Annotated in this window: 18 protein-coding genes; 3 read left to right on the forward strand and 15 right to left on the reverse strand. The window is 48.0% G+C overall.

Annotated elements, in window-relative coordinates; all coding sequences use genetic code 11:
• Positions 1 to 172: 172 nt before the first annotated feature.
• From Q1A74_RS14850 to Q1A74_RS14860, 3 genes are all read right to left on the reverse strand, one after another.
• Entirely contained in the window at positions 173 to 1,420 is a 1,248-nt protein-coding gene (locus Q1A74_RS14850; protein WP_367275410.1) for a sulfotransferase, read from the reverse strand.
• Between the two features lie 181 nt (positions 1,421 to 1,601).
• Positions 1,602 to 2,378, reverse strand: a complete 777-nt coding sequence (locus tag Q1A74_RS14855; protein ID WP_299597878.1) for a ferredoxin--NADP reductase — start codon at positions 2,376 to 2,378, stop codon at positions 1,602 to 1,604.
• Between the two features lie 159 nt (positions 2,379 to 2,537).
• Positions 2,538 to 3,152: a sulfotransferase gene (locus Q1A74_RS14860; RefSeq protein WP_299597881.1), complete on the reverse strand. Its 615-nt coding sequence runs from the start codon at positions 3,150 to 3,152 to the stop codon at positions 2,538 to 2,540.
• A 708-nt stretch (positions 3,153 to 3,860) separates the two neighbouring features.
• On the opposite strand from Q1A74_RS14860, the gene Q1A74_RS14865 reads away from it, so the two are divergent.
• Positions 3,861 to 4,931: a glycosyltransferase family 4 protein gene (locus Q1A74_RS14865; RefSeq protein ID WP_299597885.1), complete on the forward strand. Its 1,071-nt coding sequence runs from the start codon at positions 3,861 to 3,863 to the stop codon at positions 4,929 to 4,931.
• 10 nt (positions 4,932 to 4,941) lie between these two features.
• On the opposite strand, the gene Q1A74_RS14870 is transcribed toward Q1A74_RS14865, so the two are convergent.
• From Q1A74_RS14870 to Q1A74_RS14920, 11 genes are all read right to left on the reverse strand, one after another.
• Positions 4,942 to 6,237, reverse strand: a complete 1,296-nt coding sequence (locus tag Q1A74_RS14870; protein ID WP_299597887.1) for a glycosyltransferase family 4 protein — start codon at positions 6,235 to 6,237, stop codon at positions 4,942 to 4,944.
• Positions 6,238 to 6,259: 22 nt separating this feature from the next.
• Positions 6,260 to 7,294 (reverse strand): glycosyltransferase family 2 protein, encoded by a 1,035-nt coding sequence (locus tag Q1A74_RS14875; protein WP_299597889.1) that lies wholly within the window; start codon positions 7,292 to 7,294, stop codon positions 6,260 to 6,262.
• A gap of 218 nt (positions 7,295 to 7,512) precedes the next feature.
• The gene (locus tag Q1A74_RS14880) at positions 7,513 to 10,323 is read right to left on the reverse strand and encodes an immunoglobulin-like domain-containing protein (RefSeq protein WP_299597891.1); all 2,811 of its coding nucleotides are present in this window, start codon (positions 10,321 to 10,323) and stop codon (positions 7,513 to 7,515) included.
• Between the two features lie 759 nt (positions 10,324 to 11,082).
• Positions 11,083 to 12,459: a hypothetical protein gene (locus tag Q1A74_RS14885; RefSeq protein WP_299597893.1), complete on the reverse strand. Its 1,377-nt coding sequence runs from the start codon at positions 12,457 to 12,459 to the stop codon at positions 11,083 to 11,085.
• Entirely contained in the window at positions 12,435 to 13,625 is a 1,191-nt protein-coding gene (locus Q1A74_RS14890; RefSeq protein ID WP_299597895.1) for a glycosyltransferase, read from the reverse strand. Before Q1A74_RS14890 ends, Q1A74_RS14885 begins: the two co-directional genes overlap by 25 nt.
• 100 nt (positions 13,626 to 13,725) lie before the next feature.
• Positions 13,726 to 14,709: a glycosyltransferase family 2 protein gene (locus Q1A74_RS14895; protein ID WP_299597897.1), complete on the reverse strand. Its 984-nt coding sequence runs from the start codon at positions 14,707 to 14,709 to the stop codon at positions 13,726 to 13,728.
• Between the two features lie 25 nt (positions 14,710 to 14,734).
• Entirely contained in the window at positions 14,735 to 15,529 is a 795-nt protein-coding gene (locus Q1A74_RS14900; RefSeq protein ID WP_299597900.1) for a WecB/TagA/CpsF family glycosyltransferase, read from the reverse strand.
• Between the two features lies 1 nt (position 15,530).
• Entirely contained in the window at positions 15,531 to 16,568 is a 1,038-nt protein-coding gene (locus Q1A74_RS14905; RefSeq protein WP_299597902.1) for a glycosyltransferase, read from the reverse strand.
• An 11-nt stretch (positions 16,569 to 16,579) separates the two neighbouring features.
• The gene (locus Q1A74_RS14910) at positions 16,580 to 17,530 is read right to left on the reverse strand and encodes a sulfotransferase (protein ID WP_299597904.1); all 951 of its coding nucleotides are present in this window, start codon (positions 17,528 to 17,530) and stop codon (positions 16,580 to 16,582) included.
• Entirely contained in the window at positions 17,527 to 18,534 is a 1,008-nt protein-coding gene (locus Q1A74_RS14915) for a glycosyltransferase family 2 protein (RefSeq protein WP_299597907.1), read from the reverse strand. The genes Q1A74_RS14910 and Q1A74_RS14915 overlap by 4 nt, the downstream gene beginning before the upstream one ends.
• Positions 18,535 to 18,551: 17 nt before the next feature.
• Positions 18,552 to 19,592: a sulfotransferase gene (locus Q1A74_RS14920; protein WP_299597909.1), complete on the reverse strand. Its 1,041-nt coding sequence runs from the start codon at positions 19,590 to 19,592 to the stop codon at positions 18,552 to 18,554.
• A 523-nt stretch (positions 19,593 to 20,115) separates the two neighbouring features.
• Between Q1A74_RS14920 and Q1A74_RS14925 the strand changes: the two genes are divergently transcribed.
• Positions 20,116 to 20,997 carry a LysR family transcriptional regulator gene (locus tag Q1A74_RS14925; RefSeq protein ID WP_299597911.1) on the forward strand — a complete coding sequence of 294 codons (882 nt, stop codon included), beginning with the start codon at positions 20,116 to 20,118 and terminating at the stop codon, positions 20,995 to 20,997.
• A 33-nt stretch (positions 20,998 to 21,030) separates the two neighbouring features.
• Here Q1A74_RS14925 and Q1A74_RS14930 read toward each other — a convergent pair whose 3' ends face one another.
• Positions 21,031 to 22,500, reverse strand: a complete 1,470-nt coding sequence (locus tag Q1A74_RS14930; RefSeq protein ID WP_299597913.1) for a RimK family protein — start codon at positions 22,498 to 22,500, stop codon at positions 21,031 to 21,033.
• 229 nt (positions 22,501 to 22,729) lie between these two features.
• On the opposite strand from Q1A74_RS14930, the gene Q1A74_RS14935 reads away from it, so the two are divergent.
• A complete protein-coding gene (locus Q1A74_RS14935) occupies positions 22,730 to 23,854 on the forward strand; it encodes a GNAT family N-acetyltransferase/peptidase C39 family protein (protein WP_299597915.1) in 1,125 nt (374 codons plus the stop codon).
• Positions 23,855 to 23,948 lie beyond the last annotated feature (94 nt).

Consider the following 23,948-nt stretch of genomic DNA (forward strand, 5'->3'; position numbering starts at 1 on the left):
CTCGAAACCCAAGAAGCACTTCTATTCTGACGCTCGTATTCACTGCTACCGAGTAGCATATGACCTTAACACCACCGATGTCGCGTTACAGAAAGAGTTGAGGGTAGGTGGTGTGAAGGAAATCTAACTTGACAATGTAATAGACTGCCATGTTTATGTAGTGCGCATTAAACTATTCCGTAAACGTTCGCCGGCTTCCGAAAATCAAAGCAATTTTACCAACTACCTGACTCAGAGTGCCGACGCCTAGCCGAATACTTGGATCGACTGTCACAGGCTTGTTCAAGAAATATCTGCGGACAATTATCCAAATTGCCTGGAAACAAAGGGAAAATCTTAGCGTGGTATTTTTCCCTAATGGAAGATCGCCTAGTAGAACATCCGGATGGGGTTTTAAGGCCTCCGCAATATTAGCTGGATAACGAATTGGACTCGCTGTGTACCTAAATCCTTTCTGAGCGCAATCTATAATATGTGGTTCATTGGCAACGCCAAAATTTTCACCGAGCGGAAAAACATTTATTTCTTGTTTGGGCTTTTCTGGATTAGGGTAACCAAGTATTTCGAGAGCATCACAACATATAAGCGATGCTGCTCTCGCGATTTTGTTATCCATATTTAACTTCCAACCGAAGACATTATCGTCATTTATTTTCTTGTCGATATCATTCTTCCAGGTTTCCGAAGCTACTCGAACATGCTCAGCACCAGACCGATCAAGCATAGATGATTCGAAATTCTCTCCCAAGAACTTGCAGATTTCCCGCACTTTTTGGCTGGGATCTTGTACCAGATCCTCATACCTAACAGTGATACTATTTAAATCATTCTCAAAAAACGAATGGCTTATTGTGAATACAGTCATCCACCGGTAGAACTCTCCTATAAGCGAAGTAGAAAGCCCAATATTTTTTATTACCGAGGGAATTGAATCTCTTGGATCACGGACAATTCGGATGATTTTGGCTTCAGGATAAAGTTTGCGAATAGTCTCAACGTACAATATATGTCGGGGTGTTTTTTCCGCCCAACGTGCTTTTCCCTGAGCTTTAGCAAAGGCAGCGGGGACTGCTGAATAAACTGCCTTTGGTGACGGTTCTTGTGTAGACAGGTAATCTCTTACCGATTCCTTTGTCAGCCCAAAATGACTAATCAGGCTTCTTCCATCTGGGTATAATATACATTCGAGTCGCTCGGTGACTTGCTCTACCCATTTTGGCCCCGATATGATGCGGCTGGCATCTTCCTGTGGCACGCACTTAAACAGGTCTGTCTCCGGCCCGCACGCTATTCTGCTGTGACTCCCCATTATAGCCGACAAAAGCGATGTGCCCGACCTAGGCGGCCCGACGATAAAAATAGGGGGCGATGAATCTCGTATTATTTTAGACATGGCAAATGGAATAATAGTGAAGGCCATAGAATCCGATAATCGGAACCGCTTTCGAAGCCCAACATTGTACGACAGTTAGCCGACTAATTGACTTCAAAAAATAAAATTAGCGGCCAAAGTGTGTGAGCGTAGATAGCCTACGCTCACCTTCGTAAAGGCTCATTCCTTACCCAAGGTTACGACGAGCACCCCAGCCAGACTTCAACCTTCACTTTTCTACAAATGCACGCTCGATCACATACTCGTGAGGCACCCCCGCACGCGTTTCGCGGAATCCCCAGTCATCAAGAATAGAGGTGAGATCTTTCAGCATGGCTGGAGAGCCACACAACATGAATCGGTCCTCATCCACATTCGGCTGGGGCAGGTCAAGATCTTTAAAGATTTTTCCAGACAGCATCAGATCGGTGAGACGCCCATTGTTGCGATATGCTTCACGAGTTACTGTCGGATAATAAAGTAGCCCCTCACGAACCATTTCTCCGAAGTACTCGTGCTCAGGCAGCTCTTTTTCAATGTGATCCTGGTAGGCGAGCTCAGAGGTAAACCGTACACCGTGGGCGAGAATGACATGGTCAAAACGCTCATAAACATCTGGGTCCTTGATGATGCTCATAAAAGGCGCCAAGCCCGTTCCTGTGGATAGTAACCATAACCGCTTACCTGGCAACAGATGGTCCGCTACCAGAGTACCCGTCGGCTTGCGGCTTACAAAAATTTCGTCGCCCGGCTTTATTTTCTGCAGCTGCGACGTCAATGGGCCATCTGGAACTTTGATACTGAAAAATTCCAGCTCATCTTCGTAGTTAGCACTCGCAATGGAGTAAGCACGCAAAAGCGGTCGGCCGTTCGGTTGCTCGAGCCCAATCATGGTGAAGTGACCGTTCTCGAAACGGAACCCCGGGTCGCGACTGGTTTTAAAGCTGAACAGGGTTTCATTCCAATGATGGACTTCGAGTACCGTTTCTTTATTCAGATTTGACATATGTTTAGAACCACTAACTACCTTAGATAATACGTGTATTCTACCTTTAGCCACATTATTCGACTAACAGAACAATCTGATGATATATATCTATTAAGCAGATATACAGTTGCAGGTCAACACTCGCACTTGTTGGCCTGACTATACGTCGAGCACCCTCTACCTAAACTGATTCCGAAGTTTCATCAGTAACGGAAACCGTCTTAATCTCGATTTAACCCATATAGGTAGCGGGAAGGCCTTGTTGGCAGCAGGGTAAGCATGGCTACCGCCTTTTATACCCAGGAAATCTTCCAGCAGGGTCATTTTGGAATCGGACCCAATTGGGAGCACAAGTAAGTCACTATCTCGGTCGCGAAAGTAGTCAAGGACGTCATCTACGTGATTAGAGTACGCCGATCGGAAACGCTCTCTATTAAAAACCGAACTACCGTAAAGCGCCTTATGCAATTGCTTCTCAGCCTCAGAACTGGTTAGAACATCATTAAAATGATTCTCACACGACTTCAGCCAGCCATTGACATCTCTTGTTGTGAGGATAAATTTCGACCCCGGGTAACGCCTGTCCAGTTGTTTGTAGTAGTAGGCAATTTCAATATCGGTAGCGGAATCGACATCATCGAGCTGTGAATAGTCAAAGGTTAGTCCTTTTGGGTCACGGAAGGATAACCACTGAGAGGGATTGTGTATTGAATTTTTATACCCGAGTATCTTCAGCGCTTTTGTTAAGCTGCTTGTTCCTGTCTTGGACAAGCCAATTCCAAAAATCTTCATAATCATCCTGATTTAGTATCGGAGTTTACAGGCTATCCGGCGAGGCCACGCACAACTGTTACTAAAGCAAAGTCATTCCGCATTGATTTTCACCAAAACATCCTTTGAAAATTGGCATCACATATAGGATTAGATGCCTTTGAGAATAAAAAATATTTACTGGCAGTGATGGCTTCCAGGAAAGCTATCGCACTTGGTACAATGAGCATATCGTAATATCTGATACAGCTGAATCCCTATCTGCGTAAGGGTGCCAACAATCTATTCTTGACGAACGCAGTTGATGCTGGCGAGTTGCAACAACCTGAGGCCATCACGCTTACATAAAGTCAGTATCAGAACGTATTCCAGCTACTAACTAGTAAACACCAGGGGAATTCTCTACCTTTCATTCCACGACCATTCACTTGTGTATACTCGGCGGGACTGCCTTCTGCCAAAAAATTGACGTCATTCGGACGCCGCCTCTCTCGTTTACAAGGGTATTATTTGCATGAGGCGACGCTGCACGCTGGTGAAGAGCTGCGCTACCAGTTAACATTGCGTTAACACTGCAAATTTTTGAACGGCGGCACCAGCGGCTTTTTATCTGTAAATCTTGTGCCATATTGTTGAGTATTTTGCTAACCAAGTTTTTTATTCGCTAGCAAACATTTTAAAATTGAAGTTTGCATTCATGGAAGAAATATACAGGCTGGAGCTTCAACATTGAGAATCTGTTTCCTGCACCCCGAACCTAACTATTCGGGTGGATGTCGCGTAGTCGCGATTTACGCGGAGGGCCTCGCAGCTCTAGGGCACGAGGTCTTAATAGTCTGCGCGTTCGGACGCCCCCGATCTAGAAACCCGATAAAGTGGCTAAAGAACATCGCACAGAAAAAAAGTGACCGAGAACATCTTGAGAAGTCACACTTTTCGGGCTTATCGAATGTCGGTATTAAGCTGTTTCCGGGAAAGAAGGTACTTAAGGACGGCGATATTCCAGATTCTGACGTCGTTATAGCGACCTGGTGGAAAACCGCAAGCTGGGTCAATCGTCTCCGTGAAAGCAAAGGAAAGAAGTTCTACTTTGTCCAACATCACGAAATACATCCACACTTCCCCATTAGAGAAGTCGAGGCCAGCTATCGCTACCCTATGGAGAAAATCGTCATCGCCAACTGGTTGGCTAAGGTTATGGCTGAAAAGTATGGGGATACAAACGTTAAGCTGGTGCCAAATGCTGTCGATAAATCCATGTTTTATTCAGATAAGCAGCCAGATAGTAGCAGTACAGTTTTTTGTACGATGTACTCGAAACGGAAGTTTAAAGGTTTCGACGTAACAATATCTGCATTTCTTCATGCGAAAAAGATACATCCGAACATTCAGCTCATAATATTCGGCCGCGAAGACATAGTTAGGAACGCATCTATAGATGGAGTAACAATACTGGAGAACCCAAGCCAATCTCAAATACGGGAAACTTATGCCAGGTCAGATGGTTATATTTTTAGCAGCCGTACAGAAGGTTTTGGTCTGCCAATTCTTGAGGCTCTCGCCTGTGGGTGTCCAGTAATCGCAACCAAGGCCGGCTGTGCCGTAGATTACATTCAGCCTGGCAAAAATGGTTATCTTTCCGATGTAGATGATGTGTTGAGCCAATCAACTTCTATTCAAAAAATAACTGCTATGACAAACGCTGAGAGGCTGATAATGCGAAATCACTCTATTAGTTCTGTTACTAACGTATCTTGGGAAAATTCGATTGTGCTTTTTGAAAATGCGCTTATAGGCTAGCATCCGAAAGTTAATACGGAAGTTCTGGTTTGTCAGACTCCCCAAGTACCCAGGAGTATATTCTTAGAGTATTTTCAGCCTTTGAACTCCAAGTGAATTTTTCTTTCACTTTCAATATCCCGTGTTTACTTTTCTCACTTAAATCGTCTGGGTTATCTATAATTCTATTAATCAATACTTTCAGCCTGGCTTCAATCTCTTGTTGGTTACCCAACTCAATCAGATAACCGCAGCTATCATCCACAAGCTCAGAAGGACCGGCATAATCAACAACAATTGGGACGATTCCGCATGCCATTGCCTCCAAAATAACTCCGCCACCGAACTCTCTGATGCTTGGGAAAATAAGCACATCAATATCTTTTAGGTATGCGGTTAACTCAGAATGCTGCACATTGCCATGCAGCGTGATGCTTTTTTCCAGCCCTAATGACTCGATTTGGCCTCGTAACTTCGACATTTCTGGCCCAGCGCCAAAAATGTCATAATAAATTTCACCCTTTAAAGCCGCATGCTCAATGGCGTTAATCGCCATATCAACGCCCTTGTACGGAACAAGGCGGCCTATAAATGCTGCCCTCAAGGGGTGTTTGACGTGAGACTTCCTGATACCTAATTCAAATCTTTGTGTATCTATCCCGTTTTCGGGCATATAGAGCACTTGTTTATTTGTATATTCCGGCAACTGCTGCTGGACCGCTCGAGACCCCGCTAAAATTGCCGAGCTTGTTTTCCGCATTGATTTATAGCCTGGCAGGAATTTATATGCTTGCCGGAATTTTGTCAGCCACTCTTTTTCTTGTTTTTTACGGTCGCTGAACTGCACTGGCCAGTCAACCCCTCCATTCATAGGGCCTACGACAAACGGAACACCGATCGATTTCAATTTTTTAGCGAGATAGCTCGGCGCTGTCGGGCTCACCGGGGTAACTCTGTGTACTACGTCGAATTCCCCTGACTTCAACCGGTGAGAGAACGTTTTCCAGCACTTGTACTCGAAATAGGGGTATATAAAGGACTGAAAGGCCGTGGCCACGGTCCAGGCCAGCTTATCTCCACCGCGGATGATACGGGAGAGAATATTTATTGGCTTAGCAATAAACTCTGTATTTAGCGCAGTGAATTCCCTGCCTTCAGTCCAGCCGTGCCGCTCAATAGCCTCTTTATTTCTTATTTGTGTTACGAGATGAATGTCGCATACACGTCCTATCGCCTCCGTATAAGACCAACCAATCAGAGGTACGCTAGTCCACTCTGGATTCGCTGCCTCAGCCAAAATAAGGACCTTATATTTTTTCACGCCCATATGTATATCTGCCAATAATTAACTACTTATTAAGGACGAGCTTTTCCTGCATCGAGCAGAATTTTTGAACACTGTTTTGCATGTTCGCGTTCAGCAGTGTTCCTATTGAATATACTCCACGAATAATCCCCCTAAATCTCGGGAATAGTGGGTCCCGATAATATACGTCTTTTGCAGCTTCGATCATCGAGCGCCGTAATAAAAACTTCCACAGTCGAAACTTTGAGCTTTTGAGGTCAGGGCTATTGATTCTGTGCAAAAACACAAGATTTATCGCGGTTAGTGCGGTCGTGGTATAAGTACTCAAGCGCCCGCCGGGAGAGCCTATGTGATGAAGTTTCGCATCCAGCGACTTTAACAGTAATCCAGACCTTGAGGCTCTGTAGGTAATATCGCTGTCTTCTTCGGCGGAATACCTGAGCAACCTGTTATCGAATTTTTCTCTCGTGGCAATGCTTCTGCGCATCGTCAATGAGAATCCAGGCAATGTGCGACAGAATGCAACATTGAAGTCTGTTAAAAACTGGGGAACGTCGTGGCTGGGAAATTTGTCTTCGTAGGGCAAAAACCGATCGTTCGCTTTTAAAACAGAACGCGCCGCCTTTTTTAGTACCCCTCCCCCGGGGCTCGAAGATAGGGGAGTCGCCTCACTTGAGCTGGAGCAATTCAGCGGGCTTTCGGCCACGTTTGCTCCGGCAACAGCTGCAATCATTTTATTTTTATCGGCGTTATAGACCTCCATGATCCGCTCGGCGCAATCTGGATACATTAATGTATCATCGTCGATAAAAAACAATACCTCCGCAGTGCAACGGTCAGCGGCCTGGTTGCGTTGTGCCGCAGCGGAGCGCACTAGTGCCTCTTCATATACAAGTTTTATAGCAGGTACGCTTTGCAGAAGCGACTCCACCGCCACCATGTTTTCGTGCCAAAGCCGACTGCCATCAACAATTACAATTTCCTTTGGGAGGAAAGTTTGAGCAAGCACACAGCGAACGCATTGTTCAAGTACTTCCCTGCGTTCATAAGTTGCCAAAGCCAAAGACCAACTCATCATGTTATCGTTCCCTGAAAGCGTGAGTAGAAGGTGAGATACGGCACTGTTTATTAGGATTCATTCTAACATTAATGGGGTGTAAACAGCGACGGATAGGGCAGCCAGAACTGTCGCCAATATCATCTTTTTGGCGTGCCAGATCCAGAGTTTGACAATAGCGAAGAAGTGGAGATGGGCCGATAAAAAAAGCCCCGATTGTGGGTCGGGGCTTTGAGGGATCAGTCGATAAGGAAGCCTTCTCTTAGATAGTCATTAATGGCTGGCGCTGAATATCTTGCGTCCCAGGACTGTAATGGGCGCTCTTTCACCACATCCATAAAGGCGTCGAAGCTTCTCTCGCCTCCCAGATAAGCGTTGTAGTCCGCTAACGTACGCTCAGGATCTCGATAGCCGGCGCTCGCTTCATTGCCGTCTTCGAACTTGTACTCGATATTCCCAGACATTTGAACATTGCTACTTACTGCGAAGCCCTTGATGTTCAATGTTGAGTAGTCTTGAGTTTCGTTGGGGCTGCGCTTGGAAACAATATTGTTCTGTGCAACGAAATCAGCCAGCTCACCACCGAGGTTGATTCCGTAAAGCGCACCGGTACAGAGATTGTTACCTGAGCAGGCATCGATGCCCTTGTGCATGCTCTGTCCTTCAGAAACTACATTGTCATAGGCGTACGCACGAGTTCCTGCCGGAATATCAATGACGTTATAGCCTATGAGCAAGCCAATCGCATTGCGAGCAAAGAAGTTGTTTTCAGCGAGGCCCCCTGACCGCATTTGTACACCATGACTTGATGCCCTTACGGAAATATTTCCCTTAAACAGAAGTTTGTTCCCGTTTGAGCCGGCTTGGAGGTAGACATTGTGGTTAAACATATTTGCGCCGGCGCCAGCGACGTCCGGATTCCATCCGCCATAGTCGAGCACGTTTTCTTCGATGGTCAATTGCTCGACACCTTTAGCAAATATATTTGATGGCCGATGTGACCTGCTGGTGCTAGTCCCGGAAATGTAGGCACCGGTAAAGATATTGCGCCTCACGGTAAAGGCACCGACTTTGCTGCCCTCCCACTCTTGAATTACGATTTCGGTGTGATCGATAAGGCAGTCTTCGATCAAAATATCATGATTGGGCCCCATAAATGACAGCGTATCGTCGTCTACAGGGTCAAATCCTGAGTTTGATCTGTCTTTTTTGTACGCGTAAAAATGCAGACCAATATAGCTGATGTATTTAGAGTCACCGTGGATGTGCCGCAGGTGGCTGCCGGATGAGATGATTTTTGGGCGTGGTCCATCGCCATAGAAAGCCATCACGGCCGGCTCATCTGCCGACTTGCCGTTAGGTATCTTGATGTTTCCAGTGTTCCAGCTGTCTCCTCGCTTGAGATAGATATGATCCGGGTAGCCCACACGCATCTTTTCAATACCCGCCTGGATAGTCTTACACGGCGAACTCTCGGAAAGGCAACTGTTAGTATTGCTACCAGACGAGTTACTCACATAGATCACCCGCGAGTCAGTCGAGGGCATGATCATTGTGAAGCCTTCGCTCGTGTACTGCGGGGGGTTACCAGCACTGATCGGGTCAGTCACTTCGATTGAAACTGTTGCTTTCGCGACCTCCGATTCTTGGCGAATCTCATACACGAATTGATCCGTCCCTGTAAACTCAGGATTGGGCTGATACAAGAACATCCCTGTAGCATCCATTTCTATGCTCCCAGATTTAGGTTCCACAGATACTGTGAATGTCGCGCTATTCCGATCAACAGTGTCGTTATTGAAGACAGCATTGCGCTCTGATGTTTCGAGTGTGCCGCCCATTTGCATCTGATAGAAATCGTTAGCAGCGAAGATCGCAGATTCGCTAAATCCGACGATACTAAACTCGAGTACAAACGGCTTGCCGGCTTCACCCTCTTTATTTTTCTCTGAATAGGGCGTAACCGTCAGCACATAGTCGCCGGATGGCAGGACTGATGAGCTGACACTTAAGTGCTCACCGCCATGGGCAGCAGTGTATGCCAGTGTATTTTCATAGCGATCTATTATTAAGTCGTTCAGGCCTTTTTCACGGAGGGTAAACGCAACACTTCTGGTGAGCTCATCATTGACTGGCTCGGCCACGAAATTATATAGGTCTGAAGAAAGCGTGTTTAAGTCTATTACGTCGCCATTAGAAAGCCTTGATTCAAACACCAAAATGTTATCTTCACTATCAACAGTGACAAAGTCAATCGCAGCGATTGCTGGCACCGTTAACTGAGGCCCGCCATCTTCCCCATCTATAACGGTAAAATTGATTATTTGACTATTCCCCTCCTCCCCGGTTTTGTCTGGGCCGGCATAGGGAGTCACGGCAAGACTGTAGGCACCGGGGGGAAACTCGCCATTATCGATTTGTAGATTGTCACTTTCAATCGCCATGGTATAGATGGCCACGTTTTCGTGACGATCGATGGACACGGGTCCATCCAGGAGAAAGTGAACACTGCCCGTCTTCGACTCGTCCTCCGACGTCGCTATCACATTTAGCTGATTTGTTGGAGCTTTCGAAAGGTCGACTACTGCCCCCTCTGCCAATTGGGTCAACTCGCTGTACCCAGCGTCAGAAAATGCAACTACGGATAGACTGTCAATAGGAGGCACATTAGTAGTTTCCGGAAGGGGATCTCCGGAATCTGACTCATTGACCACACGCACAGCCCGTGTTTTTTCAGCAGAAAGCCCCCCTGAATCTGTAACTCGATAAGTGACTGTATAGTTACCTACTTTATCGGTGTCCAAGTCACTTTCGGTTACTACCTGGTCAGTCAACCCACCATCTTCTTTATCCGAGGCGCTAAAGCCGGGCTCTACAAAGTTGCCACCGACACTCAGTGACACCTCAGAGGCTCCTGCCAGGGAGATTCTGGGCGCGGAGTTTTCTTCACCTTTGCCTTTCCCGCCGCCGCCGCCGCCGCCGCCGCCGCAGCCTACTGCCACACTGGAAATCAATATATAAAGCGTTAAATTTCGGAGCCTTCGTAACATGGTTTTACCTCTACCTCGGGTAACTCGGAGCTGCGCATCTGTTCAATTAACATGGCGCAAGAGTGTTTACAGGTGTTCCTGAACTGGTCTAATCCTATGGGATTCAACCGCGACGCCACACATTTTGTGTTGTGGCCGAATAGCTTCAATGTTTGACTAGATACAGAGAAAAAGTCACGCAGTGCTGCGGCGCCCGTTCAGTTTGATACACGGGTACGCTCATCATGAGGGATAAGAGGACTAAACACTGCCGGTGTGACCTAGTATGCGTAACCTAGATGCTTTATCCGCTTACTCACATAGTTAAAGCATTACGATTTCTAGAACTAAACCCGCACGTTTTGTGCCAGTTCACTTAAGATGTGTAAAAATTACCCTGTTTCGCAGTAAATATCAGGAAGCAATTCATATTTTTGCTAACGATAAGTTTGCTCTATTTTGATGACTTACCCGATAGCCGAAGCACTATCTACGTCTAACTGGTTCAGCAATTCACAAGGCTATTTTTAATGGTTTGACCGAATACCCATTGGTCAATCAAATAGGCGCCAAACGTGATCACTAGCTCTGACCGTTAAATTTGTGGCAGGAAGCAATTCACGGATTTTTGACTTAGTGATGCGGAATGGTCATAAGTGCGGCGAGTGTAAATAACTGCCTCGCCGATGATACCCGTGGAAGGGGTAGGAAACTTGATACTGCTAAAACATATTGAGAATACCTTTGAACGCCTATTGCCCGCGACGAATAATGAAAATATCAAGCACGCTCAAATACCTGAGGTTTTTTACTTTTTACCACGGAGTCTTTTTTAATGGCGGTTTTTAATGGGACAAACAAGCCGATTGCACAACCATAAATAAATAAAACCCAACTGTCTTGAGAAGCATTAGGAATCTGATCAACCATCATCAGGCAAATAATTACGCAATATGCGGCGGCTACTCGCTGACCAACTCTATTATTTACTTTTTTGAGGACGCGAGCTCCGCTTAACACAGCCAGCAGGGGGAGGCCAAGCAATACCGCGTAGCTGGCGAGCCCATATTTGCTCAAGACGATGATCCAATATCCGTCTGTAACTGAACCAAACACCCGATTTCTGTTCCACCCACCCCAACCGAACATAAATTTCTCAAGACTATGCTCGAGCATCATCTGCTCATGGTGGAATCTGAATGCCAGGCTTAGTGCCCTATCCGGCCAAATTCCACTCACGGTCTCGACGAGCCACTCCCTAGGTACGAAGCCAAAAATAGACATTATGGGATATAAGAATATAAAGAGCGCCATTGCAGATACTATTCGAACCGCCATTTTTGAGCTGGTGAATATCAATATTGCAGCACCAAGTATTCCGAGAATCCAGGCGCCCACGGTTTTACAGACAACTAAAATAAGCGCCAAATAAAACACGAAGAAAATGCTCGGAAAATAAAGAACTCTTTGCTTTGCTTTCCAAAGCCCCACCGCGGCGACCAGAACAATTGCTGCGAAATTAGCGACAAGAAGACCATGCCCCATAAAGACAACTGGCCTATAGCCTCCAAAACGTATTTGTTGCGCGAATGAGTGCGGGAAAAATCCATATATCCACGTATGTAGTTGAGGGCTCAGAACAACCTCGATAATGATAAATGGCGAGTAGATTACTCCCGCCAAAACGACGTGCCTCAGCACTGTGATACCGTCGTTGAGGTTCCGTACAAGAAGCGCGCCAAGCAAAAGTGGGATAAGGAGTATGTATCGATTTAAAGTCAGAGTAATGACTTCTTTAAAAGGCATTGCCGGGATATAGAATTCCCCGTTGAATGCCGGCTCTCTGTTGGTTAAAACCGTCGCAATGGGAAACAACAGGCCCGCGACAAGCAATATTTTCGCCCATGTGCTCTGAGGTAGCTGATTTATCCGTATCTTTCCAACCAGGACACATCCCATCAATGCGCTAATCGCAGAAATCGATTCTTTGTTCAGGCTTGGAACCAAAGGAAGCTCAAAACTGACTTTTACGGGTAGAAATAGATATCCACCGACAATTGTCCAAAAGGTAGCAACCAAAGGACTGAGTCGCTTAAATAACAGAAATGCTATTAGCGGCCAAATGAGTAAACTTAGCTGGGCGAATATATTTGGCACGACGTGGTCACGCTCGATATTTTAACTGACCTGACTTCCAGACCTTTAAAAATTGCCAGTCTGCGAGTATTGTCACTCAACTTAAATTCAGATCTTATGAGAGCTTCAGCACTGTCCAGTCTATCTATAATATTTTTTTCACTATCGTTTAAAAAATGAGAAATTGTGTTCGCTAGAGATTGGGGGTCGGGATTCGCAATCAGACCTGTTTCACAATCTCGGACTAATTCAGGAATCCCTGAGACACTCGTCGAGATGACGGGCACTCGCCGCATCATTGCCTCCATCAGCACAACGGGAATTCCATCCATGTCCCCGTTAGAGTCTTTCTTCGCAGGTAACACAAAAACATCAATTTCATCATACCAGGAGGCCACTTGGTCGTGAGATATTTCCCCCAAAAAATCAGTCTCCTGCCAAACATCTTTACCTTTCGCCAGCTCCTTTAACTGTGAATCAAGCGGACCTGACCCGGCGATAACCAGCTGAAAAGGTATGCGTTTTTTCTTAATTATACTGGCCGCTTCAATCAAAAGATCAATGCCTTTCTTTTCCACAAGCCGCGCCAGGCAACCGATTCTTGGCACTTTTGGCAAAGGTTTATAAGGACGAGGAGAGAATGCCGTATCATCCACTCCACATCGCACCAACCTTATCTTTTCGGGGCTAATACCCAGTTTTTCAAGAAACTTGATGTTGTATTCCGAGATCGTTGCGATAAAACTCGCTCTTTCAGATTTTTCACGCAAGAGGTAACCGTGCTCAAATAGGTCATTTGCGTGGGCTGTAATACTAAATTTGCCACTATTTATTGTAGATGCATACATAGCGACATCCGCTGCAATGTGGGAAAAATGGCAATGGATGTCACCGACCTGTTGGCTGGCCAGGAGATTGGCGAATCTCGCGCCGACGAGAAAGCGATAAACCATTCCCGCTGCACGGCGGGGTTGCCTAGCAAGACGGGATATATCCGTGGCTAATAGTTTAAGTGCCCTTAGGTATCCGAGTGGTCTCCTGGCTACACAGGAAAATTGGGCGATTAAAAGTTCAACCAACCCTCGCTCATACAAATAGATACAGTTACTTGCTATGCGCTTGACTTCTATAGATTCACTGGAATTTGTGACCGAATGGAGGGAGTATGGCACTACTTCGATACCCATTTCCTCAAGCCCCAGAATCTCATTGTATACAAATGTACTTGAAAGCCCGGGTATTTCTGGAGCCAAGTAAGCTATTCTCGGCTGTCTCACAGCTACCATTTCAAGAGTCCAATTTTAACTGCTGATTTTTTAAAAGATGCTGTGAGCCGATACTGGTATCCTCCGGATTCCAACTCAGTAAGTTTTTTTTCTCCATGTGGTTCCTCGCTCTTCGTTTTCCGAAGAACAATGCATGCCACTGGTATTCCCGTATTTGTTTTATCAATTCCGCATCAGCATATCTTCTCTTGCGTTGAAACATGGCACGGAGATATCCCCAAAACATCGCGGCACCGCCAGCTAATAATGGATACTCCACAGCACGGAACAGACAGGTAGCGAACATATAGACAATGCCTGTACCCATGAAATATTGCCCATAGCCATGTCGCTGACGACCGGTAATTACCCCATGCTGACTTGAGCCCATTACCCGAAGATGGAGGAAATTAAGGTCGGGATGATCCCAGCTTCTCGCCTTCCAACCGAGCTGTCTACATTTATGACAATCGATTGCATCCCACATTACCTCCCGTACAAAGCCGCCTATCTGCTGAAAACATTTCGTGCGGAAAAATTTTGTCATACCTACAGACATTTCATCGCCTCTCCGCTCACTGATGTACTTGCCGCCTATCAGGTTATACGGTTTACCACTACAAGTACCCAATCGTCGGTTACTTTCCATGCGCTCAATCAGAGTCTCGAAGTACTTTGGTGGTAATTCCAAGTCGAGGTCAAGCTTGCATAAATATTGGTAAGCGCCTGGATTTATTTCTTCGTAACCGCAGTAGAATGCATCGACAACACCTGGGCCGACATTACGATAGCCTCGGTTTCTACGCGTTATTACTTTGATAAAGGAATATTGGGCGGCATAATCCGCAAGTATCTCTGGCGACCCGTCAGTGGACCCGTCATCGACTATGACCCATAGGCTTGGTTTTACTGTTTGCGAAACCACACTTTCAATCGTGCGCGTCATATACTCGGACTCGTCTCGACAAGGCGAGATAAGCACGTAACTACGGTTAGTTTCAGACATCTTCCCTCCCTGGGGTCCGATTTACCTACAAGCGCCTTAAAGCTGAATGGCTCGCCAACATTTTGTGGATGGAAGGCAGGCTGATAGCGTTCTTCCAGTATCTTTTACCTAACCGAACTGGACTCTGCGACATTCGATACAGCCATTCCAACCTGAGCCTCTGTAGCCATTCGGGAGCCCGTTGCTCCATGCCGGCCAGAAATAGCATCGATGCGCCTACGCATAGGGCAACTCCTTTATAAGCCTTTTTCGCAGAGAGAATGTCCGCCATATATTCCTGCTGCGGCGAGCCAACAGCTAAAAAAACATAGTTCGGCTTAACGCCACGTACAACCTCCACAACCTTTTGTATTTCTTCCTGGTTCTTGATAAAACCCATCCCCGGGTTGTAGTGATATATATCGAGCTTTGGATATCGCTCGCGAATTATTTCCATCACCCGCTCTTCTCCCCCGAGGATGAAGATACGATCCTCATGAGTAAGCACCTGATCAAATAGCACCTGTGTAAGCCCGCTGCCAGTGATTACCTCACTAATACGGTAACCATTTATATTTAATAGGGCCTCAAGAATCCGGCTATCGCATAACGAAAGGCTTGCGCCGCGATATACCTTCTCCAGTCGATCCCTCTCGGGACTGATCAATAAACGCTGCAAATGATCAATGTTCGGCGTAACCACATAGTGCGGAATATCATCCGCACTAAAGTCCTTTATTACTTTTTTTACCGACTCGAGTGATATATCATTCAGCACACAACAGCCGATATCAAATTCAGAATCCTGAATATTACCTGACAATATACTTGATTTTTTCATTTTATTTATATTCGATAATCCTGGATTCTGATCTATGGACACGCCTATAGATGAACTGTAATACACCAGAAAACTGGGCAAACTTCCCAACGGTTGTCAGCAGGCCATAATAAAACGCTGCGTATATATCTTTATATTTCCTGTATTTTGCGAGGGAAATCTTTACGGCTAATATCAAGTAGATTAGCACAAGAGCCACAGCGAATTTAAAGCTGAATATGCTCGTGAGTATAATAATCAACGGCAGAATCGCTCCCAAGACGATAATACTTACCACGGGCCGTACGCAATATGGGGAGCTCCTTGTCGCGTGTATTGTGCAGCGTTCTACGTAAGCGTGCCCTGATCGTTTGCTTCTCAGCCAGAATTGCCGAAACTTGTCAATTGCGGCATCGTGAGCAGTCATTGCGCAATTTATTCGGTATATCTTCCAGCCTTTGTCGGCAAGGCGGTAGCACATTTCCGGTTCTTCACCGGCAATAAGTTCTTCGCAAAATGCGCCCACACTTTCGAGGGCATCCCTCCGCGCGAGAAAATCGCCTCCGCAGGCATTAGTCTCCCCAACAGGGGTATCCCATTCCATATCACAAAGAAGGTTGTAGATACTTTTTTCCGGAAACAGCTCTCTACGGCGACCACAGACAACCGCCGCATCATGCTGCTCGGAAATAGAATCGAGAGCCGTAGATAACCAATTTTTCTCCAGCGTACAGTCGCCATCGATAAACTGTACAAATTTCGTTACTGGTTTTTTTTGAAGTAAATGCTTAAAACCAGCGTTACGCGCCCGAGCCGCCGTAAAAGGAATTGTTGAATCGAGACAAACTACAAGGCAGCCAAGGTTTCGGGCAAATTCAACGCTGCCATCATGGGAACCTGAATCAACATAAACAATTGAATTTTCGAGGTGGCATTCTCCTAACGATCTGCCAGCATCTACAATTGAACGAAGGCAGTTTTTAAGTCGATCGCCCTCATTTCTTCCAATTACTACAAAACCCAGTCTTAATGGGTCCTCAGCGAGCTCTTTCTTTTGCATGAAATTTTGACTCACATAAGTACCGCTTTATTGGTTCTTTTGAGCTCTGGACTATAACTTTGGCAGCTCCATTCCAGCTGCCGTGATGTCACCATCTCGACATAATTTTCGACATTCAGATCGACACCAAGCGCACTGCCAATGCTCATTAGTTCTCGATCAAAAATTTCTGTAAGCCGGATTAGGGAGTCATCACTGAGTCTTGGTCGCTCATTCATTTGGAGCGTTTTTTTAACCAAGTTTCTTACTACTTTCGGGACCAGTGTCCGCCGCAAGTTAGACATAAATTTGTTTTGCAGTATGAATTCATAGAATGGGAAACGCCGGATTCTTTCTTTCGATATATTTTTTGGTGCAATTTCGTTGTGCCAGCATACAGACTCTGGATACCCTATGAATTTAGCCACTCTATCCAGTTCTTTTTGTGGTTCGGATTTAAGTCTCTCAAAAAATACAGGCAAAACATTGTCAGCCCCAAAAGCTTCGAGATATGGTTGCAGCTGATAGCTGTATCGGCTGTAGGCTATCAGCTCAGGGTGTCGTTTCAAGGCCTCGTCGAGACCAACTCTGATATTCCCACAGCTCCATTCATGAATGTACTGAGATACAAGACGATCGATTGGATGACGCATGACATATATCAATCTGACGCCGGGCAATAATTTTCGTATTCTCTGTATTGTCTCCGGGTACGTCGGAAACTTCGTATAGTGTGTACTTGCTTCACCAACAAGATCGCCCGCTCGCGCACCAGAGAAAATTTCTTCGTACCATTGCACGCCACGGCTGTACTGCTCATCGTCACTAAAAAAATTTGGCTCTTTTAGTGCCGGCATAAAAATGCCCGACTGCTGGTTCAGCTGATCATACAGTGTGGTCGTTGCGCATTTCATGGCGCCAATGATGATGAAATCCGGTTTTTTTCTCTCGGCATCTACGGCGACGTCAGCTGATATATTCATACGCTTACTGCCTCGTTCGCGGGCTTGGCACGAGGCTGTAATACTGGTCTATGATTTCTAAATACACCTGTCCAGATATCCGCCCACTCACGGGGTATCGAATGTATTGGTCTTCGGCTTTTGAGAAGTTTGGTAAACCTGAGTATTCGCCCGCCTAGCCATGCAAGGTTCGCCGCGAGGAAAGTGAGCTTTGAGCCTAATAGACAAAAATAACGCGTGCGCGATTGATAAAAGTATTTTGGCAGTCTCTTACACTTTGCGTTGTTCGCTTTTACAGGTGACGTCCCACCCCTTAGGTGCACTACTCTGGCATCAGTCGTTTGAGCAATTTTGTATCCAGCGGCGCTGAGCCTATTGCAGTATTCGATGTCTTCAAAGTACATGAAGAATTCTTCATCCATGAAACCGACACGCGCTACCGCTTCCGCACGAAGTATCACACAAGCAAAGCTAACCCAGTCAATTTTCGATTGAGCATCTGTCAGAGGAACAGATACATCCTTGTGAGAAAACAGTTTTTTGACTACGTTGAGTTGTGCTCCACGAATAAATTCACTGGTTACACCACACTTCCGGAATGCACTTATCTGCGCAGTGCCATCGAGGTATTCCAGTCGTGGGCCTACCGCGCCTACGTCCAGATTCTCTCCCATGTACTGCAACAGTGTATTTATAGCGCCGGGTCGCACAAGCGTGTCGCTATTTAGTAAAAGATAGTATTCTGGCTTTACTATCCGCATACCTAGATTATTACCAGCTGAAAAACCACCGTTTACCTCTGATTGCACCAGGCTTGTTATTTCGCGATACGAAGTCTTTTGTACCGAAAGCCATTCCGCTATTTTTTCAAGCGATTTATCACCAGACGCATTATCGACAACGATAACGCGGGCATTCTGTCGATCAACCTCAGGGAGCAGGGATTCTAGACAGTCTTTTACTAATTCGGGCGTTCGGTAGTTTACGATGATTACGGCCAATTGATTGGCTACCGGCGTATCCATTCGTGTGAGCTCCCCGATTACTTTAACAATGAACGATCAATAGTATTGGTTTTATGTTTCACATATTCGATCCACTGGCGAACTCCTGTACGCCGAGATAGAACATGTTGAATCCACAAAATAAATCCCCACTTTTTAATGTTGTAGCTGACTCGATAGACTCTGTTTTGAATTTTTATTGCGATTTTTTCTTTTAGTGTTAGCGGGTCAGAGTTTTCTACCACTGGTTGATAGCCCTGCACCAGCATCTGCTCAGCGGCTTGCAATTCTATCCAGCGTATTTCCCGTTTGGATAATTTTGATTTCCACTGTTCAGCATACTTTTTTGATGGGCAACTGTAGGTAGTGTCGCGCTCTAGTTGGAGCATGCCTGCCTCGAAAGGCTGGGAAAGGAATTCACAGAGTCTTGACAGTTCCTTTACAGGATTTTCTACAAGTTTTTCGTAAGAAACGCCGATGGCCTTGCCAGGCTGCTCCCGCGACCTCAACAGTTCACGTCGCCTTTCAAATTCACACCATATTTTCGCGCCCTCGTAGACATTCCCTACCCACCCCATCCCAATACACGAGCGGGCGACATCTCTTGGGTCGCGGTAAAGGTGTATGTACCGCGCGTTAGGCCAGAGCCGAGGTAACAGATCAACACGCGAGTGGATCGATGCACCAATCACAGGTTGGGGATTTCTGAGGTAAAGTTGTCTTAGAAAGTCTTCGATTAATGCCGGGTAATCCAATGCATGGTTGATCTGCAGGTGCATGGCACCTGTTTGCCGGTCAGTTTTGACAAAACGCCAGTAGTCTTCAAGATCCGGCCATTGATCACCGCGAGCCTGAGAAACAGCACCCTCAAACTCCCCAAACATGTGAATGTTGGGGTGGTGATCAAGGAGCAATCGAAGGAGTGTAGATCCGGAGCGCAGCGGGCCAATGACAAATACTGGCGAATCCAGTGTAAGGCTCGCCTGTGGCTCAAAATCTGTTCTGGGCTGATGAGACATATCCCTGTTCTCGCACAAAAAGTTCTCCAGTGGCTGGTGAACCCTCTTCAGTAAATCCATTTACTTGGCTCATTCAGCCGCACGGCTGCTGTGAGCTATGCCGTCTCGTGGTGCTGAGGTTTAAGCTACGCACCATTTCGAGACAGGCCGATTTTCGGCAATGCCGCCAAAACTAAAAACACGTCCTCGGTGGGACGAACTTCACACTTTACCAATTTACTAGGACAAAATAAAAGATTGTTCTACATTTAATGAATTTGGCATCAAATTCATCCACGAGCTCAGCAATGCCCTTTTGCCGCGCGTCTGCTTTTTCACTGCACAAACTGTGCCCGAAAGCTGTTAGTTGTGATAATAAATAACGTCCTCTTGGCATACTTATGCAGAGTTCTGCGCGCGCGTTCTGATATCCAGCGGGTGCCGCCTGGCCCCATTTTGACTAAGCGGACAGTGGCTGAGGTTTTCTCTCCTCAGTCGTTCCCCACAAGGGGCGGATCAACGCATTTGCTGTTCCTCTACATTAATTGGAGAATGCATAAAACGCAGCGCTTAGTCTGTGGTAAATATCGTTTCGAGTAATTCCATGCGCTATTCCTTGCGTCAACTAGAAGTCTTCCTCGCGTGCGCGCACTTCCAAAACGTGAGCCGTGCTGCGGAAAGTCTCAACATGTCACAGTCTGCGGCTTCTACCGCACTAAAAGAATTCGAACAGCAGTTTGACCTGCGACTGTTTGAGCGTACCGGTAAACGCCTGCGCTTGAATGAGCTAGGGCGGCAACTTTGGCCGAGAGCTGAAGAACTGCTCGAGCGCGCAAGGGAACTGGAGGTCAGTCTGCAGGCACACGGGGACCTCGGGCGCTTGAAGATTGGCGCCACCCTGACCATCGGCAATTACCTCGCTGCCGATATCATGGCCCGCTACATGGAGGAGCAACCCGGCGCACGGGTTGAGCTGGAAGTGGCCAATACCGCAGCCATTGCCCAACGGGTCCTGAACTTCGAACTGGACCTTGGGCTGATCGAGGGGGAGCTCAATCATCCGGATCTGGAAATGATTCCCTGGCGGGACGATGAACAGGTGGTGTTCTGTGCACCGGATCACGCCCTGGCCAAACGCGCGCAACTGAGCGATGAAGACCTGCGCGAAGCCACCTGGATCCTGCGGGAAACAGGCTCCGGCACCCGCCAGACCTTCGAACGTGCGCTGGCGGGCCTTCTGCCGGAGCTGAACATCCGACTTGAACTGCAGCACACTGAGGCCATCAAGCGTGCCGTAGAAGCGGGCCTCGGGATCAGCTGCCTTTCCCGGGTATCGTTGACAGACGCCTTCCGCCGAGGCGCACTGGTGGAGCTACCGGTGCCACAGCGGGATTTCAGCCGCGAGTTCTACTTTGTGCTGCACCGGCAGAAGTACCGCAGCAAGGGTATCGAGCGCTGGCTGGAGTTGTGCCGGCAGGCGCCCTGATTCCGCGCTGCCAGGAGCCTGCCTTGTCTCGGTCTATTGCTGACCCGCCTTGCGCGCGTCCAGCCGACGAATAAATTCCTGCAGAATCAAGCGATACAATTCCTTGCCGAGATATTTGTCTTCCACCCCACTGTCGATAGATGGGTTGTCGTTCACCTCAATCACATACCCCTTACCTGCCGACTCCTTCACATCCACCCCGTAGAATCCGCGGCCGATCGGTTTTGTCGCCTTCAGAGCGGCCTGCAATACCGGCTTCGGCACTTCAAACGTCGGCAACGTGGTAAAGCCACCGCTGACGGTTTTCTTGTTGCCGTGGTTGTAGATCTGCCAGTGGTTCTTCGCCATGTAATAGCGGCACGCATATAGTGGTTTGTTGTCCAGCACACCGATACGCCAATCGAACTCGGTGTACAAAAATTCCTGAGCGAGCAGAAGACTGGACTCCGCGAACAGCTCTTCGAGCTTATCGTGCAGCTCCGCTTCCGAGGTCACTTTCACTACACCACGGGAGAAGGATCCGTCCGGAATCTTCACCACCATTGGCAAGCCAAGCTCCGCTACCGCTTCCTGCAGCCCCGCCTCATCGCCACGGCGCAGAATGCGCGTGCGCGGTGCCGGTACTTTGTGGGTATTGAACAGGTCCGCCAGATAGATCTTGTTGGTACAACGCAGAATACTGGTGGGATCATCCAGGACCACGAGCCCCTCTGCCTCTGCCTTTTTGGCGAAGCGATACGTGTGATGATCAATCGCAGTAGTCTCACGGATAAACAGCCCGTCGAATTCCGACAGCCGCATGAAATCCTCCGGGCCGATCAGCTCAACAGACAACCCAAGTTCACGCCCGGCGCCGACAAACTTTTTGATGGCGGCACTATCGGAAGGAGGCAGCTTTTCCTCCGGGTTTACCAGAATCGCAAGATCGTAGCGGGTATTGCTCGGCTTCTTATGCTGGCGCCACACCTTGTTGCTGAAGTTATCCAGAGCTTCGGCAAATTCTGTTTCCTCAACCTCGTTGAGATCCCGGTGTGAACAAATTTTCAATTCCGCCACTTCCCAGCGGGGATTGGCTTGCAGACGGATCTCCAGTACCGGGCAGGCAAAACGATCAAACAGCACCCGTGCCAGCGGCTGCAGCGCAGATTCAGAGCAACGGCCGAAGTAGGACTTGATCACCCACTCTCCACCCGGCACCGGTGGTGGCAGCTTCGCGAACGATGGCATGGCCTGCGCCAGCTGCAATTTGTACAGCTGCGGCAGGGACAAATCATTCAGCGTTCGCACACTCGGGAGCACATTGTGGCTGCGCGCCTCGGCCAACAGGGAACAGTAGTAGCCCTCGCTTCGATAGTCGTAGTTGGCGCACAGGTTGATCACCCGCACCCGCTGCTGAGCACGGGCCGGCAAGGCCAGATAATCGGCAAAGGTAATAACCCGCTCGCTCGGGTAGTAGGGAGCCCAATCGTCGGGCTCGTCGATCACAATCAGGACCTGGGACATGGATAGATGATGCGCCTCAGTGGTTGCCGGATGGCAATGAAGGGAAGGTTGAGACTAAAACACAGGGTGTACGGACGGTCAGACCTGGCCATCGGATTGGCGAAAGATAGAAGAGTTTTCGCCTGCTGCCTATTATTTTTTCCTGTGCAATGCTGGTTTTTTTCAAGCGGTTTGCTAACGTGCACTGGCCGCACTTTCGCGGTGCCCTGCCCCGGTGATTCCACCCGCCATGCCCAACCCCGCTCCCTTCGATTTTCAGATACGTAACGCCGTAGAATGCGACGTCGATGCACTGTTTTCCCTCGAGCAACAAAGCTTTGCCGGAGACCGCCTCAGTCGCCGCCGTCTGCGCCACTGGGTACGCGCAGAAAACCGGGTATTCCTCGTGGCCGAGGCAACTGACCAGTTGCTTGGCTACGCCCTGGTGCTGCTGCGCAGAGGAACTCGGCTTGCCCGGCTCTACTCCATCGCCGTTGGCCCCGCCGGCCGCGGCAAGGGCATTGGCAAAGCCCTGTTAAGTGCTGCGGAGGATGCCAGCAGCCGCAGTGGTCGGCTGTATATGCGCCTGGAGGTGGCGGAAGCCAACCGTGCCGCCATCGCCCTGTATCAGCAGCTGGGGTACCGCACCTTTGGCAGCTACGCCAATTACTATGAAGATGCCGGCAATGCCCTGCGTATGCAAAAACGCATCCGCTACCGGCCAGAAAACCTGCACACACTGGAAGTCCCCTGGTACGGCCAGCGCACCGATTTTACCTGTGGCCCGGCCGCCGCAATGATGGCCATGGCGGGGCTGGACGCCCGCTACGAACCCAACGCCACCGATGAACTGGCGCTGTGGCGGGAAGCCACCACCATCTTTATGACGTCCGGTACCGGTGGCTGTCATCCCATTGGGCTGGCGCTCGCCATGCAGAAGCGGGGCTTCGATTGTGCCGTCTACGTCAACCAGAGCGGACCGCTGTTTATACACAGTGTGCGCAGCGCGAGGAAGAAGTCGGTGATCGAACAGGTCGATGCAGACTATCGTCAACAAGCCGCGCTATCGGGCCTGCCGGTGGTGACGGAAGACTTTAGCCAGGAGCAGTGCCAGCAGTGGCTGGAAGACGGAGCACTGGTCATCATGCTGATCAGTACCTACCGGCTTGATGGTAAAAAAGTACCCCACTGGGTCACGCTGACAGGGGTGGACGATGAGTGCTTTTATCTGCACGACCCAGACGTGGATGACGAAGATAACCCGCTGGATAGCCAGTACCTTCCTATCGCTCGCGATGATATAACCCGAATGTCCATATTTGGGGGGGAGAAGTTACGCACGTCAGTGGTTGTCCGGCAACCAGATAGACCGTAAATCATACAGATCAGTTCTCGACTGATACCTCTCAACCAGAAGCTGTTTTTTACGCGGGACTTTTGTCAAACTTACTGGTTCTACCAATAAAAAT

This window comes from uncultured Microbulbifer sp., assembly GCF_947504145.1.
GTDB lineage: Bacteria > Pseudomonadota > Gammaproteobacteria > Pseudomonadales > Cellvibrionaceae > Microbulbifer.